This is a genomic window from Rhizobium sp. BK313, from assembly GCF_014193655.1.
Classification (GTDB): domain Bacteria; phylum Pseudomonadota; class Alphaproteobacteria; order Rhizobiales; family Rhizobiaceae; genus Rhizobium.
Window position 1 is genome coordinate 1,206,409 of the sequence record NZ_JACHZQ010000001.1, and the last position, 14,977, is coordinate 1,221,385.

Consider the following 14,977-nt stretch of genomic DNA (forward strand, 5'->3'; position numbering starts at 1 on the left):
CCTACTTCTCCGGATACGCATTGAAACGCATGGGAAAACCGATGAGCGACGTCTGGCCAACCGAATTGAGAGTGTCGAAGGACCGCCATCATCTGGTGGTGAGCTTCAATGACGGGGCGAGCTTCGATTTGTCGGCGGAAATGTTGCGCGTGCTGTCGCCATCAGCCGAGGTACAGGGGCATGGACCGGGGCAGAAGATCACGGTGCCGGGCAAACGCAATGTCGGGATAATGTCGATGACGCCGACCGGCAACTACGCCGTGCGCATCGGTTTTGACGACATGCACGATACCGGCATTTTCACCTGGGCCTATCTGCGTGAACTCGGCGAGAAAGGTCCAGAACTTTTCGCGGCCTATGAGGCCGAACTGAAGGAAAAGGGCTTGAGCCGCGAGGTGGCAGGCAAGCCGCACTAGCGCTATTGCAGCAAGGGGGGCAGGCATGACAGGCGGAGATACTGGAAGCTGGCTGCGTGCCAAAGGCAGCAAAAACGAAAGCAAGGTCTCTTTCGTCGAACTGTTTTTCGATCTGGTCTTCGTCTTCTCGATCTCACAGCTTTCGCATGCGCTCGGCGATCATTTCACGCCCCTCGGTGCCATTGAAGCCGGCATGCTGATTTTTGCGGTATGGTGGGTATGGGTATTTACCGCCTGGGTAACGAACTGGCTCGATCCCGACCGGATGCCGGTGCGCATCATGCTCTTCGTGCTGATGCTTGCCGGATTGGTTCTTTCGGCATCCATTCCGGATGCGTTTGCTGAGAAAGGCATTTTCTTCGCCGGCGCCTATGTGTTCATGCAAGTTGGGCGATCGCTGTTCACGGTCTATGCCCTCAGGGATGTCAGCCCCGCCAATCATCGCAATTTCGTCCGCATCACCTGCTGGCTGATGTTGTCTGGCGCCTTTTGGATTGCCGGCGCCGTGATGGAAGGTGAGACGCGGGTGGCGCTTTGGCTTGCGGCGCTGGCAATCGAATATGCCGCACCCGCTTTCGGCTTTGCCGTGCCTGGCCTGGGCAAGTCGACCGCGGCTGATTGGGATGTTTCCGGTGCTCATCTTGCCGAGCGTTGCGCACTCTTCATCATCATCTGCCTCGGCGAAGCAATCCTGCAGGCAGGCAAGACATTTGCCGAACAGCCGCTTTCACCGCTGATCGTCACGGTGTTCATTACCGTCTTCGTCAGCACCGTCGCTATGTGGTGGATCTATTTCCAGTTCGGCCACGAACGCGCCGCCCATCGCATCGAGCAGGACGAAACGCCCGGCAGCCTGGCGCGGCAGGCTTTCACTTATGCGCATATCCCGATTCTCGCCGGCATCATTCTCAGCGTCGTCGGCAATGAGTTCCTATTCTCTCATCCGCACGACCAAGCCGATATGCATGCGGGAGCGGCGATTCTCGGCGGCCCTGCGGTGTTCCTTATCGGCAATCTCTGGTTCAAAGGGACGACAACCGGCCGGCCGCCGCTGTCGCATCTCGTCGGCCTTGCGGGGCTCGCACTGCTGCTTCTTGCGCTCGCCGAGGTCGATGTCTACCAGCTCGGCATTCTCGCCACTGCCGTACTTGTCGTCGTGGCGATCTGGGAGTTTGCCTCACTGACACGCGCCGTGCCGTTGGCCCGACCGCCGAGCAATCACTAATCGTCGACTGCTTCCAGAGGCTCACGCTCTTCTTGCAGCAACAGGCTGACGATACGCTCCATGTGCGCCGTCATGATGTCGCATTCATCGAGCGGTGCGTCCGAAAGCATACGGTCGATAAGGTCGGTCTGGATGGCCATAGCCTCCTCGGTCACTCGCCGACCTTCTCCGGTCAGATAAAGCCGCAACACGCGCTTATCGTGCTTGTCGCCGCGGCGTTCGATCAGGCCGCGCTTTTCCATTTGCGGCAACAGCATGCTCATGTTGGAACGGCCGACCAGCAGCTTGCGGGCCAACTCCTGCTGCGAAATGCCCTCGAAGCGGAAGAGATTGACGAGAATGTCGAGATGCGGCGGCTTGATGTCGAGATGGGCGAGTGCCCGGCCGAGCGATTGTTGCATTAGCTGGCAGGCGCGGGCGACAGCGATCCAGCTACGAAAACGCGGATGGTCCCAAGGTAGGGATTGATTTTTGTTCATCGTTGTACTTTATTGTTCATGATTGAACATTATTGGATTCTCACTATGTCATCCTTTGCGCTTAAGGTCACCCGGCTGGGTTTGTCCAGCCTTAGCAGGATTTCGCCGCGACTTGCCGGCAAGGCCGCCTTCAAGCTTTTCTGTCTGACACCTTCGCGCCGGCCTCGGGGCGCCAAGGCGGAGGCCGCGTATGCGGAGGGTAGGGCGCGTCTGAGCTCCGCCGAGGAGATCATGCTGCCCTTTCAAGGCGGACGGGCGATGGCCTATCGCTTCAACGGCGGCGCCAACGGCCGGCGTAAGCGCTTTCTTGTCGTCCATGGCTGGGGCTCCAGCAGTGAATATATGTCGGAACTAGCCGCGTTTCTTGCGAGCAGCGGTGCCGAGGTGATCTCACTCGATCTGCCCGGCCACGGCCGCTCACGGGGGCGCTTCCTCAATGTGCGCCTCGCCGTTTCGGCCATCGCTGCGGCGGCGGAGCGTTTTGGTGCGTTCGATGCGACCATCGGCCATTCTTTCGGTGGTGCTTCCATAGCGATTGCCGCGGCTGGTTTTCTGCCGGGTATCGAGCCGGTTCTGCCGGATCGCCTGGTGCTGATCGGCGCGCCGAGTGCGATGGGTTGGTTGTTCACGGATTTCGGCAGGATGGTGCGGCTTGGTCCTGTGACGCAGGCAGCACTTGAGGCGGAGGTCGGCCATGTCACCGGCAGGACGCTCGACGAATACGACGCCGGACGTGGCGTTCGCGACCTCGGTAGGTCGGTGCTGGTTATCCATGCCGAGGACGACAAGGAAGTCAGCGCCGAGCATGCTCGCGCCTATGCCACCGCGGGTGACCATGTTCGCCTCCTCTGGGCGAACGGCTTCGGCCATCGCCGCATCGTCAGCGCCGCTCCCGTGCTGGAGGCGATCGGTGAATTCCTAGGGGAAGCGCAGGCACCCGCCTGGCAAGAAAATGCACTCGAAACTGATGGTAAAACGGTTATATCGTTTGTTCGGACGCCAGTGCGGCGCGTGTCATAGCAACGTCACGCCTTGCGTCTAACCCGCCGGTATCTGGATCAAAAAGACGTGAGGCAACATGCGGATCATCACTTCCGTTGACGAATTGAATGAGCTTTATGGCGGCACCAGCGAGGCGTCGGTCGCCAAGGTGACGAATGCACTGACGCCGCTTTATCGCCAAATGATCGAGGCATCGCCCTTCATGGCGCTGGCGACGGTTGGCCCGGAGGGGTTGGATTGTTCGCCGCGCGGCGATTTGGGTGGTGTCGTGCGCGTGCAGGACGACAAGACGCTGCTGCTTCCCGACTGGCGCGGCAACAATCGCGTTGATTCGCTTGCCAACATCGTCAGGGATCCCCGCATTGCGCTGATGTTCCTGATCCCCGGCTCGAACACCACGATGCGCCTCAATGGCCGTGCGGTCGTCTCCATCGAGGAGAGCCTGCTGGCGAGCTTCGAGATGGAGGGCAAGCATCCGCGCAGCGTCGTAGTGATCACCATCGACGAGGTTTATTTTCAATGCGCGCGGGCGGTGATGCGTGCCGAACTCTGGAAGGCGGAGACGTTTGCCGATCCGGCAAGCCTGCCGACACCCGGCATGCTGCTGAAGGCGGCGAAGGGCGATTTCGATCAGGAGACCTATGATCGTGAATGGCCGGCGCGAGCCGCCAAGAGCATGTGGTAACAAAAACCCGCCGGCGCACCTAAGGAACTGGCGCCGACGGGTTGGTTTTTACGTCTCGTTTTTAGCTCTTGTAGATAAGCCAGCTCTTGGTGAAATCTTTCTGCATACCGTCCTGATAGGCATAGCTGCAGTTGCGGCCGGCATTCTTGGCGCAATATAGCGCGATGTCGGTCTTGCTATAGAGTTCACCGGGGTCTGTGGCTTCCGAGGCCATGCAGATGCCGAGAGAGATGGTGATCGGCCCATAATTGATCTTGGTGCGGGAATTCTTGAACGGCGTTGCTTCCAGCGCACGGCGGATGCGCTCGCAGATCGCCATGACCTCTTCCTGCGTATTGCCCTCAAGAATCAGTGCGAATTCCTCGCCGCCGGTGCGGGCGACGAAGGCCTCCCGCCGAACATTGGCGCGGATGATGGAGGCAACGGTGGCAAGGATCTTGTCGCCGACCGGGTGGCCGTAGCTGTCGTTGATCTTCTTGAAATGATCGATATCGGCCAGCACCAGCGCCGTCACAGGCCGCGCCATCTGGTTATCGAAGATCGCGGCCAGGCGATCATCGAAGGCACGGCGATTGGAGAGCCGCGTCAGCGCATCGGTATTGGCTATGCGCTTGTACTCGTCCAGTTCCTTGCGCACCTGGTCCATTTCCTGGCTGCGCTGGGCGACGTTCTCGACGGTCTTTTCGCCGTGCGCCATGGTGTCGCCGGTCGCTTCCGCCAGGATATCGATGGCGCCGCGCAGCAGGTCGACACTATTGTTGTTCTTGGACGTAATGCGTTCGCAGGTTTCGCCGAGCAGCCGGTTATAGCTTTCCAGCGAGGTCTGTTCTTGCCGCAGCGTGCGCAACACGCCGTCGAGTTCAGTGATCAGGCGGGCATGTGCGTCATCGAAGACGCGACCGGCATGGTGGGCGAAATGCTGGGCGCCGAGTGCGTCCAGTTCCTCTTGTGTAGCGCTGCTGCCGAGTGCAGCAAGCTCGCGGGTAAGGGCAGGGTTGGAACCAATATAGGCTTCGTAGAATAGTTCATAATTGCGCGGGATCGGGGCGACCCCCATGGATCGCATGGCGTAGGTAATCTGTCCTGCCACGTCGGGAACTTGCGCCTTGGGCGCAACCACCGTACTCATCGGCGAACTCCATAATATGATTTATTGAAAGCACTATTTTTACATAGCCTAAGATTCTTTGAAAAAGATTAAGGCAATTAATATAAAATATTATATGTAAGTTCGGATTGAGAATTAATTCTATTCTAAAATAGAAATATTTATACGAAAGGCGCCGAACCGGCGCCTTTCTTTTGTCTGTACGGCTGACGAAAGTCAGCCGAGATTTAGTTCCTGGAAGAAGTCGTTGCCCTTATCATCGATAACGATGAAAGCCGGAAAATCCTCAACTTCGATTTTCCAGACCGCTTCCATGCCGAGTTCCGGATATTCCAATACCTCGACCTTCTTGATGCAGTCCTGAGCGAGGCGGGCGGCCGGCCCGCCTATAGAGCCAAGATAGAAGCCGCCATGCGCCTTGCATGCCTCGCGCACGGCGCGCGAGCGATTGCCCTTGGCGAGCATCACCATCGAGCCGCCGAACGACTGGAACTGGTCGACATAGCTGTCCATGCGGCCGGCCGTCGTCGGGCCGAACGAACCGGAGGCGTAGCCGGCTGGCGTCTTGGCCGGGCCGGCGTAGTAGACGGGGTGGTTCTTCAGGTAGTCCGGCATCCCCTGACCTTTCTCCAGGCGCTCGCGAATTTTCGCATGCGCAAGATCGCGGGCGACGATGATCGTGCCCGTCAGCGACAGCCGGGTCTTGACCGGATGGCGAGACAGTTCCGCCAGGATATCGGCCATTGGCCGGTCGAGGTCGATGCGAACCATCGATTCGGAGAGCTTCGCCTCGTTGATTTCGGGCATGTATTTCGACGGATCGGTTTCGAGCTGCTCTATGAAAATGCCGTCGCGAGTAATCTTGCCCTTGGCTTGACGATCGGCGGAACAGGAAACGCCGAGGCCGATCGGCAGGGAAGCGCCGTGGCGGGGCAGGCGGATGACGCGAACGTCATGACAGAAATATTTGCCGCCGAACTGCGCGCCGACGCCAAGGCTCTGCGTCAGCTTATGAATTTCCTTTTCCATTTCGACATCCCGGAAGGCATGCCCGCTTTCGGAGCCCTCCGTGGGAAGACAGTCGAGATAGCGCGTCGAGGCAAGTTTGACGGTCTTGAGGTTCATCTCGGCCGAGGTGCCGCCGATGACGATCGCCAGATGGTAGGGAGGACAGGCTGCCGTGCCGAGGGTCAGGATCTTTTCCTTGAGGAAATCCAGCATGCGGTCGTGGGTGAGCAGCGATGGCGTGCCCTGATAGAGAAAGGTCTTGTTGGCCGAACCGCCGCCTTTGGCGACGAAGAGGAATTCGTAGGCGTCGATACCTTCCTCATAGATGTCGATCTGGGCTGGAAGGTTGTTCTTGGTGTTCTTTTCCTCGAACATCTTGATAGGCGCGAGTTGCGAATAACGCAGGTTCTTCCTTTCGTAGGCGTCGAGCACGCCTTTCGCCAGAGCCGCGCTGTCGCCGCCTTCGGTCCAGACGCGACGGCCTTTCTTGCCCATGATGATCGCGGTGCCGGTGTCCTGGCACATGGGCAGCACGCCGCCCGCGGCGATATTGGCGTTCTTCAGCAGATCATAGGCGACGAAGCGGTCGTTATCGGTCGCTTCCGGGTCTTCGAGGATGGAAGCGAGCTGCTGCAGGTGGCCGGGGCGCAGCAGGTGGTTGATGTCGGCAAAGGCCGCTTCGGCGAGCAGCCGGATGCCCTCGGGATCGACGGTCAGGATGTCCTGGCCCTTGAACGTATCGACGGAGACATAGTCGCCGGAAATCTTGCGATAGGGGGTGGCGTCGTCGCCGAGGGGGAAGAGATCGTCAGCCATGGGGGACCTTTCAATGCCTTGATGTGGCGGAAGAGACGTTTGCGAACGGTCTAAATCCGGCAAGGTCCAAATGCAATTGGCTGGATGCTGCGACTAAATTTCAAGAGGTGTGGTTGTCAATGCCGCGTAGACAATGGGTGCTCAAATCGCGCTCTTGAGAGAACGACCAGCAAGGAGCACATCTTACATCAACAGGCAGGGCGAGGTGCCCAAAGAGGTCTGGGACAAGGGTTGAGATCATGGATATCTCCCACAATCATCATCACCATATTTCTCCGCTGGCGGTTGCTGCCGTGGTCGTCGGCGTAAGCATGCTGGCGCTCGGTCATGACGGCTATTTGCAGCGCGCCTTTCACAAGGAGATCCTGGCGTCGATCAATCCGGCCGATGTTTTGACCGCCGCGGATATGATCCCGGAACAGTCGGGAAACAGCGCTCCGGTGCACTACAGGGCGATCACCGCGTCGGTACATTAATTACCGCAGAGGGCGAGCTTCCGGCAGATACCGGAAGCTCCATTTCACTTCGCAGAATTCACTTCGGCGCTATCATAGCCTCCGGCCGGACGATCGCATCGTAATCTTCTGCCGAAACCAGCCCGCTCGCCAAAGCCTCTTCCTTCAACGTCGTACCGTTCTTATGTGCGGCCTTGGCGATCTTAGCGGCATTGTCGTAGCCGATCTTCGGGGCCAGCGCCGTCACCAGCATCAAGGAGCGCTCCAGGCCGGCCTTGATATTGTCCTCGCGCGCTTCGATGCCGACGACGCAATTGTCGGTGAAGGAGACGGCTGCGTCGCCAAGCAAGTGGACCGACTGCAGGAAGTTATACGCCATCATCGGATTGTAGACGTTCAGTTCGAAATGACCCTGGCTGTCGGCGAATGTCAGCGCGGCATTGTTGCCGAAGATGTGGACGCAAACCTGCGTCAGGGCTTCGCATTGCGTGGGATTGACTTTTCCCGGCATGATCGAAGAACCCGGTTCGTTTTCCGGCAGCGCCAACTCGCCAAGGCCGGAGCGGGGCCCAGAGCCGAGCAGGCGGATATCATTGGCAATCTTGAAGAGAGCGGCGGCGGCCGCATTGATGGCGCCATGGCTGAAGACCATCGAGTCATGGGCGGCCAGCGCCTCGAACTTGTTCGGTGCAGTGACGAAGGGCAGGTCAGTGATCCCAGCGATTTCGTTCGCCACCATTTCCGCAAAGCCGATCGGTGCATTGAGGCCGGTTCCGACGGCCGTACCGCCCTGCGCGAGTTCATAAAGACCCGGCAGCGTCAATTCGATGCGCTTGATGGCCGAGGCGACCTGGGCGGCGTAGCCGGAAAACTCCTGGCCGAGGGTCAACGGGGTGGCATCCTGCGTGTGGGTGCGGCCGATCTTGATTATATGAGCGAAGGCGGCGACCTTCTTTTCCAGTGCCGTATGCAGATGTCTGAGGCTTGGCAGCAGGTGGTGAACGATCTGCTCGGCGCAGGCGATGTGCATCGCTGTCGGATAAGTGTCGTTCGATGATTGGCTCATATTGACGTGGTCGTTCGGGTGCACCGGCTTCTTTGAGCCCATGACGCCGCCCAGCATTTCGATCGCGCGGTTCGAGATCACTTCATTGGCATTCATATTCGACTGCGTGCCGGAGCCAGTCTGCCAGACGAGCAGCGGGAAATGCTCATTGAGCTTGCCGTCGATGACTTCCTGGGCCGCCTCGACGATCACTTTGCCGAGAGCAGGATCCAATTGACCCAGCTCCATATTGGCACGTGCGGCGGCCTGTTTGACAATACCCAGGGCGCGTACGATCGGCAGCGGCTGCTTTTCCCAGCCGATCTTGAAATTGCCGAGCGAGCGCTGAGCCTGTGCGCCCCAATAGCGGTCGCTTGGCACTTCGATCGGGCCAAAAGTGTCGGTTTCGGTGCGGGTGGCGGTCATTATCTCTGGTCCTGCTTTTCCGTTGAAAAAGGATAGCTGTCATATAGGTCCGAACAACGCTTAAGAAAACAGCGAAGGAGGGGCTTCATGACTGTCCATGTCATGTTTTGTGAGCGATAAGGAAGGCCGTGTTCTTTTTAACACGCTCGATAGATATTCTTCACGGCGCTCTTATTGCCACTCAAAAACCGCGCGAAAACTCAATAAAAAATTAACTAATAATTTCATAATTTTGTGTGAACTAAACCGCGAAGGACGCTTCCGCTTTCTCACACAAAGTTGAGGCATTGAACGAAAGGCGGGGTCTGGTCGTTTTCATTCTAATGGTTAAACGATGTTTGGAACATCGCGGCCGAGTTGATTTGAAAACAGCACCGTCTGTCTCGAAGCTACCGCATGATACGGGGACTGATTAGAGAATGAAACTTGTCACCAAAGCCGCAGTATCCGTCCTGGCTCTTTCCTGCTGCATGTCTGCCGCGGGCGCGACATCCGCAAACGCCATGACCCTCATGGACTTCATTCGCGGCGGGCAGGGGCGCCAGCAGAGCACACAGGTCTCCGCTCCGCTCACCGCTAATCCGGGTCAGGCGGGCCTTGGCGTCAACGCGCCAGCGCAGACAAAAGAACCGCTTCCCACGGTCAGCGCGCCTCAATATTATACCTACAAGCCCGAGGCCATGCGTCTTGTGGCATCCAACCGTTTTGCCGATCCGGTGGTGACCGGAGCTGTTGCGGATGCGTCGGCGACGCCGGTTGCCGTCGATACCAGCGCTTCGCAGCGTCGTTATCTGACCGAAGCTCGCGTGATGGCGACGAATGACGTCGCCAAGGCGCTCGAGGCCTATTACGCCGACCAGAGCAAGCCGCTCGTCTGGGTTGCCGACAATGTTATCAATGACAAGGCGAAGGCCGCTATGGCTGTTCTGGCCGATGCTGGCTCCGTCGGCCTCGATCCGGCCGACTATGCCGTTCAAGCGCCGAGCTTCGATCCGGCGAGTGTCGATCCGACGATGCGTGACCGCGCCTTGATGCAATTTGAGCTTGCACTTTCCGGCAAGGTGCTGATGTTCGTTCAGGATACGATCCGCGGCCGCCTCGACCCGAATAAGATCTCCGGTTATCACGATTTCAAACGTAAGGACGTCAATCTGACGCCGGTTCTCGGCCTGTTGCATGCAAGCCCGGATGTTACCGCCTATCTCAACAGCCGGAGTCCTTCGAACCAGGAGTTCATTGAGCTGAAGGCTGAGCTTGCGAAACTTCGCGGCGAAAGCAGCAGCGACAGCGCTCATATCACCATTTCGCTGAACGGCATCCTGAAGCCGGGCGGTAGTTCGCCCGAGATGGCCAACATCGTCAACGCCATCCAGCATCGTGGCTCGGATGCGCTGAAGGTCAAGAACGCCGTAACGCTTGCAGCCTATAAAGGCACGCCGGACTATACGCCGGAACTCGTCTCGCTGGTCGAAGACTTCCAGAAGGAAAAAGGCCTGACATCAGACGGCGTCATCGGCCAGTCTTCGGTTCGCGCCATGGTCGGCGAAAACAACGACACGAAGATCCAGAAGCTGGTCATCGCTATGGAGCAGTTGCGCTGGCTGCCGGACGAACTCGGTCCGCGCTACGTCTTCATCAACCAGCCGGCCTTCATGGTCTACTATCACAACAATAACCAGGAACAACTGTCGATGCGCGTCGTCGTCGGCGGTAAACAGCATCAGACGTTCTTCTTCGAGAACCAGATCCAGACCGTTGAGTTCAACCCGTTCTGGGGCGTTCCGCAGTCGATCATCATCAACGAAATGCTGCCGAAACTGCGTGCCGATCCGAATTATCTCGACCGCATGGGTTATCAGGTCGAAGTCGGCGGTCATGCTGTCGCTTCGTCCAGTGTCGACTGGTACGGCTCCACCAAGAATGTCTCAGTCCGCCAGCCGCCGAGCAGCGACAATGCGCTGGGCGAGCTGAAGATCCTCTTCCCGAATTCGCATGCGATCTACATGCACGATACGCCGGAAAAGAGTTTCTTCAAGAAGGACATGCGTGCGCTCAGCCACGGCTGCGTCCGTCTTGCCGATCCGCGCGCTATGGCCGCTGCCGTGTTGAACACGACGGTCGACGATGTCGCAAAGCAGATCGCCACCGGCCAGAACAAGGCCGTGGCCGTGCCGCAGAAGTTCCCGATCTACATCGCCTACTTCACCGCCTGGCCGAACAAGGATGGCGTCGTGCAGTATTTCAACGATGTCTACGATCGCGATTTAGCGACGCAGAAGGCGCTCGACGCAACGACCAAGGCGCGCACGGCTCAGATCTGAGCAACGACCGGCGTTTGAAAGTGACAAAGGCGGTCCCTGGGGCCGCCTTTTCCTTGTGTGATGGATGAATGCCAATGGCATTGGGGATAATTTGAGTGCGGCTTTCCGTCCCAGGCCATTCTCAATGGGTCACGAAAATTCAACGATAGCAACGGTTTGGTTGAGCCAAACCAGCTTCGTGATATAGCAACATGACATTAAAAGTGACCGCGTTTGCTAGGCAGCCAGCAATGTGCGCACGAGTTCGGGCGTCAGCTCATCATAATGGGCGATCACGCGGCTGGGCCCCAGCGTTTCGACGCCGACGTCGGAGTAACCGAAGGGAACGGCGATCGAGGGGATTCCGGCATTTTGCGCAACCAGAATGTCGTTAGCGCTATCGCCGACCATGACGGCGCAAGTGACCATTCCACCAGCGCGCTCGATCGTGCCGATCAGATGCTGCGCATCCGGCTTGCGCACCGCAAAAGTATCGCCGCCGGTGACGACATCGAAATAATGCGTCAGGTTCAACCGCTCGATCAGTGTCACGGCAAGCTTTTCCAGCTTATTGGTGCAAACTGCCAGGCCGAAGCCCGCCGCCTTCAAAGTATCCATGGCATTGACGATGCCGGGGAACGGCTTGCTGTCGCCAGGCATGGTCTCGGTATAGTGGGCAATAAAGCGCTGAAGAAGCGGCGGCAGGTCGCCAGACCCGAGCGCGTGGCCGCGCAGGCGGCAGGCCCGTTCGATCATCGCTTGCGCGCCATGCCCGACGAGATGTGTCAGGTTATCATAACCGACGGGAGCGAGATCGAGCGCGGCGATGGTGTGGTTCAGGCTCGAGATGAGATCTGGTGCGGTGTCGACCAATGTGCCGTCGAGATCGAATACGACAAGGGGAGATTTCACGAGGAATCGACCTTTAGGTAAGAAAAAGAAGCAGGTCCTCCCGAGTTAGAAGATCGGGCAGACAATTGCAACGGAAGGCTCCGCAAGCTTCTTCGAATATGGTCGCGGTTTTCTATTCTGTGCCGTTATTTTGGCTTTCGTTTGCCAGGAGAGCCGTGTAAACACCACTCCAACGTAACAATCGGGAGCAGGTGGCGTATGGACGCCCGCCAAATGAAGATCGAGGCTGCGAGGGCGGCTCTGGCCTATGTCGAGAGCGGCATGCGGCTTGGGATCGGCACGGGCAGCACGGCGGAAGAGTTCGTTCGGTTGCTCGCCGAGAAAGTGGCAGCAGGTCTTGTGATTGAGGGCGTTCCGACCTCCGAGCGCACGGCCAGGCTCTGTGTCGAACTCAGCGTGCCGCTGAAATCGCTCGATGAACTTCCCGAGCTTGATCTCACTATCGACGGTGCGGACGAGGTCGACGGCGCTCTGCGGCTGATCAAAGGCGGTGGCGGTGCATTGCTGCACGAAAAGATTGTCGCGGCTTCGTCGGCGCGGATGATCGTCATCGCCGACGAAAGCAAGATCGTCGAAACGCTTGGCGCGTTCCCACTGCCGATCGAGGTCAATCCGTTTGGTCTCGTTTCCACACGTATCCTGATCGAGAAGGCAGCATCTCGCCTTGGTCTTTCGGGCGCACTCAACCTGCGCCAGTCGGGTGATGGCAACTTCATGACCGACGGTGGGCATTTCATTATCGACGCATCTTTTGGCCGCATTCCTGATGCAGAGGCGCTGTCGATTGAGCTGCATTCGATTCCCGGTGTTGTCGAACACGGGCTCTTCATCAACATGGCGACACTTGCGATCATTGCCGGTCCCACCGGCGCACGCACGTTGCAGGCGAACAATACATAGGAGCACTGAACTCATGATCAAAATAGCGGGTCTTGGCCGTTTTGCCGCTGCAACCATCGTTCTTTCAGGCATCGCGCTCGGTTCCGCCAGCGCTCAGGAAGTCACGGAAGATCAGATCAAGGCTGCACGGGCTGCCATCAACGCACTCGGCATCACGAACCAGTTCGACAACATCCTGCCGAATCTCGCCGAACAGTTGAAGAGCACGATGATCCAGGCGAACCCGAACTTCGGTGACGCCATCAATTCGACCGTCGATGCCACGGCTCTCGCTCTCGCACCGCGCCGTGCCGATCTCGAACGGGAAGCCGCTGTAACCTATGCGAAGGCTTTCACCGCCGACGAGCTAAAGGCGATTGCCGACTTCTATAACTCGCCGACCGGCAAGAAGCTTCTCAAGGACGGCCCGATTGCAACGCGTGCGCTCTACAAGGCCGCCGATATATGGGGTCAGGGTATCTCCCGCGATCTCGCCAACCAGAGCAATGATGCGTTGCAGAAGGTTGTGAAGGTGCCTGTCAATCCTCCGGCGACCGACGGCGCCAACAACGCTCAGCCGGCACCGGCACCGGCAAAGAAATAAGCGCGATCCCTTGCCGTGATCCTATCCGCAAACGTGGCGTCCGTTTCGGGATCATGGATTGGACCCTAGAATTTCAAAGCCCGGGTATCGCTCCGGGCTTTTCTTTTTGCTGCTTGAAATCCTATATCAGTGCCGACCCTTATCTTTATTTTTGCAGGAGTATCCGATGCCTTCGTTTGATTTCGATCTTTTCGTCATTGGCGGCGGTTCGGGGGGGGTGCGAGGTGCGCGCGTTGCCGCGTCGCTCGGCAAGAAGGTCGGCATCGCGGAGGAGTACCGTTATGGCGGCACCTGCGTCATCCGCGGCTGCGTGCCGAAGAAGCTCTTCGTCTACGCCTCGCAATATAGCGAGCATTTTGAGGACGCGGCCGGCTTCGGATGGACGGTCGGCGAAAGCACATTCGACTGGAAGAAGCTGATCGAGGCGAAGGATAAAGAAATCGCCCGCCTGGAGGGACTCTACCGGAAAGGTCTCGACAACGCCAAGGCCGAGATCTTCGATACACGCGCCGAATTGGTCGATGCCCATACGATCCGCCTGCTCAAGACCGGCAGAACCGTCACCGCTGAAACGATCGTCGTCGCCACCGGCGGCACGCCGAACCTGCATCCGGCGCTGCCCGGCCACGAGTTCTGCATCTCTTCCAACGAGGCTTTCCACCTGGAAGAACTGCCGAAATCGATCTTGATTGCCGGCGGCGGCTACATTGCTGTGGAATTCGCCAACATCTTCCACGGGCTCGGCGTCGAGACGACATTGATCTATCGCGGCGCTGAGATCCTGTCGCGTTTCGACCAGGACCTGCGCAAGGGCCTGCATGAGGCAATGGAGGGCAAAGGCATACATGTCCTCTGCCATGACATCATCGAAAGCGTGACGAAGACGGAAGACGGCCTGAGCGTTCGGACAAAGAACGACAAGGTGCTGAAGGTAGACACCGTGATGCTGGCGCTCGGCCGCACGCCGAATACCAAGAATATCGGGCTCGAAGCTGCCGGTGTGGCGGTCAACGAGCTCGGCGCTATCGTCGTCGATGAGTATTCGCGTACCTCGGTTCCGAACATCTATGCGCTTGGCGATGTCACCGACCGGGTACAGTTGACGCCAGTGGCGATCCATGAGGCCATGTGTTTCATTGAAACCGTCTACAAGAACAATCCGACCCGTCCCGATCACGAACTGATCCCGACCGCCGTCTTCTCCCAGCCGGAGATCGGCACGGTGGGCCTGACCGAAGAGGACGCCGCCAAGCGTTATGCGGAACTCGAAGTCTATCGCGCCCAGTTCCGGCCGATGAAGGCGACACTGTCGGGCCGTAGCGAGAAGATGATGATGAAGTTGATCGTCAATGCTGCCGATCGCAAGGTGGTCGGCGCACACATTCTCGGCCATGACGCCGGCGAGATGGCGCAATTGCTTGGCATCCCTGTGAAGGCCGGCTGCACCAAGGAAGATTTCGACCGCACCATGGCCGTTCACCCGACAGCCTCCGAAGAGCTGGTGACGATGTATACGCCGAGCTATCGCATCCGCAACGGCGAGCGCGTATAAGGAATAGCGCAGTAATTCCACCGCGCATAAAAGACGATCTCCAATAGATGGTCCGCCTTTGCAAG

14 protein-coding genes are annotated in these 14,977 nt (G+C 58.4%); 9 read left to right on the forward strand and 5 right to left on the reverse strand.

Going from position 1 to position 14,977, the window contains the following annotated elements:
• The first annotated feature begins 41 nt into the window (after nucleotides 1-41).
• Together FHT86_RS05720 and FHT86_RS05725 are read left to right on the forward strand one after the other, a co-directional pair.
• Nucleotides 42-416 carry a gamma-butyrobetaine hydroxylase-like domain-containing protein gene (locus FHT86_RS05720; RefSeq protein WP_133705910.1) on the forward strand — a complete coding sequence of 125 codons (375 nt, stop codon included), beginning with the start codon at nucleotides 42-44 and terminating at the stop codon, nucleotides 414-416.
• A 25-nt stretch (nucleotides 417-441) separates the two neighbouring features.
• Entirely contained in the window at nucleotides 442-1,641 is a 1,200-nt protein-coding gene (locus FHT86_RS05725; RefSeq protein ID WP_133705911.1) for a low temperature requirement protein A, read from the forward strand.
• On the opposite strand, the gene FHT86_RS05730 is transcribed toward FHT86_RS05725, so the two are convergent.
• Nucleotides 1,638-2,120, reverse strand: coding sequence for a MarR family winged helix-turn-helix transcriptional regulator (locus tag FHT86_RS05730; RefSeq protein WP_133705912.1), 483 nt, complete (start codon nucleotides 2,118-2,120; stop codon nucleotides 1,638-1,640). The two genes, FHT86_RS05725 and FHT86_RS05730, sit on opposite strands and share 4 nt — an antisense overlap.
• Nucleotides 2,121-2,165: 45 nt before the next feature.
• On the opposite strand from FHT86_RS05730, the gene FHT86_RS05735 reads away from it, so the two are divergent.
• A complete protein-coding gene (locus FHT86_RS05735; RefSeq protein ID WP_133705913.1) occupies nucleotides 2,166-3,140 on the forward strand; it encodes an alpha/beta hydrolase in 975 nt (324 codons plus the stop codon).
• Between the two features lie 58 nt (nucleotides 3,141-3,198).
• Nucleotides 3,199-3,807, forward strand: a complete 609-nt coding sequence (locus tag FHT86_RS05740; RefSeq protein WP_133705914.1) for a pyridoxamine 5'-phosphate oxidase family protein — start codon at nucleotides 3,199-3,201, stop codon at nucleotides 3,805-3,807.
• Between the two features lie 61 nt (nucleotides 3,808-3,868).
• Here the strand turns inward: FHT86_RS05740 and FHT86_RS05745 are convergent, their stop codons facing one another.
• On the reverse strand, nucleotides 3,869-4,936 hold the full coding sequence (locus FHT86_RS05745) for a GGDEF domain-containing protein (RefSeq protein ID WP_133705915.1): 1,068 nt from the start codon (nucleotides 4,934-4,936) through the stop codon (nucleotides 3,869-3,871).
• 195 nt (nucleotides 4,937-5,131) lie between these two features.
• On the reverse strand, nucleotides 5,132-6,739 hold the full coding sequence (locus FHT86_RS05750; RefSeq protein WP_133705916.1) for a fumarate hydratase: 1,608 nt from the start codon (nucleotides 6,737-6,739) through the stop codon (nucleotides 5,132-5,134).
• A 239-nt stretch (nucleotides 6,740-6,978) separates the two neighbouring features.
• On the opposite strand from FHT86_RS05750, the gene FHT86_RS05755 reads away from it, so the two are divergent.
• On the forward strand, nucleotides 6,979-7,215 hold the full coding sequence (locus tag FHT86_RS05755) for a hypothetical protein (RefSeq protein WP_133705917.1): 237 nt from the start codon (nucleotides 6,979-6,981) through the stop codon (nucleotides 7,213-7,215).
• Between the two features lie 58 nt (nucleotides 7,216-7,273).
• Here FHT86_RS05755 and fumC read toward each other — a convergent pair whose 3' ends face one another.
• Entirely contained in the window at nucleotides 7,274-8,665 is a 1,392-nt protein-coding gene (fumC, locus tag FHT86_RS05760) for a class II fumarate hydratase (protein WP_133705918.1), read from the reverse strand.
• Between the two features lie 419 nt (nucleotides 8,666-9,084).
• Between fumC and FHT86_RS05765 the strand changes: the two genes are divergently transcribed.
• Nucleotides 9,085-10,986 (forward strand): murein L,D-transpeptidase, encoded by a 1,902-nt coding sequence (locus FHT86_RS05765; protein ID WP_133705919.1) that lies wholly within the window; start codon nucleotides 9,085-9,087, stop codon nucleotides 10,984-10,986.
• 216 nt (nucleotides 10,987-11,202) lie between these two features.
• Here FHT86_RS05765 and FHT86_RS05770 read toward each other — a convergent pair whose 3' ends face one another.
• Entirely contained in the window at nucleotides 11,203-11,877 is a 675-nt protein-coding gene (locus FHT86_RS05770; RefSeq protein WP_133705920.1) for an HAD family hydrolase, read from the reverse strand.
• 198 nt (nucleotides 11,878-12,075) lie between these two features.
• Here FHT86_RS05770 and rpiA point away from each other — a divergent pair, with 198 nt between their 5' ends.
• The 3 genes from rpiA to gor all read left to right on the forward strand — a co-directional run bounded on the left by rpiA (nucleotide 12,076) and on the right by gor (nucleotide 14,912).
• Nucleotides 12,076-12,777 (forward strand): ribose-5-phosphate isomerase RpiA, encoded by a 702-nt coding sequence (gene rpiA, locus FHT86_RS05775; protein ID WP_133705921.1) that lies wholly within the window; start codon nucleotides 12,076-12,078, stop codon nucleotides 12,775-12,777.
• A gap of 13 nt (nucleotides 12,778-12,790) precedes the next feature.
• Nucleotides 12,791-13,360 carry a DUF2059 domain-containing protein gene (locus FHT86_RS05780; protein ID WP_133705922.1) on the forward strand — a complete coding sequence of 190 codons (570 nt, stop codon included), beginning with the start codon at nucleotides 12,791-12,793 and terminating at the stop codon, nucleotides 13,358-13,360.
• A 166-nt stretch (nucleotides 13,361-13,526) separates the two neighbouring features.
• A complete protein-coding gene (gene gor, locus FHT86_RS05785; RefSeq protein WP_133705923.1) occupies nucleotides 13,527-14,912 on the forward strand; it encodes a glutathione-disulfide reductase in 1,386 nt (461 codons plus the stop codon).
• Nucleotides 14,913-14,977: the final 65 nt, after the last annotated feature.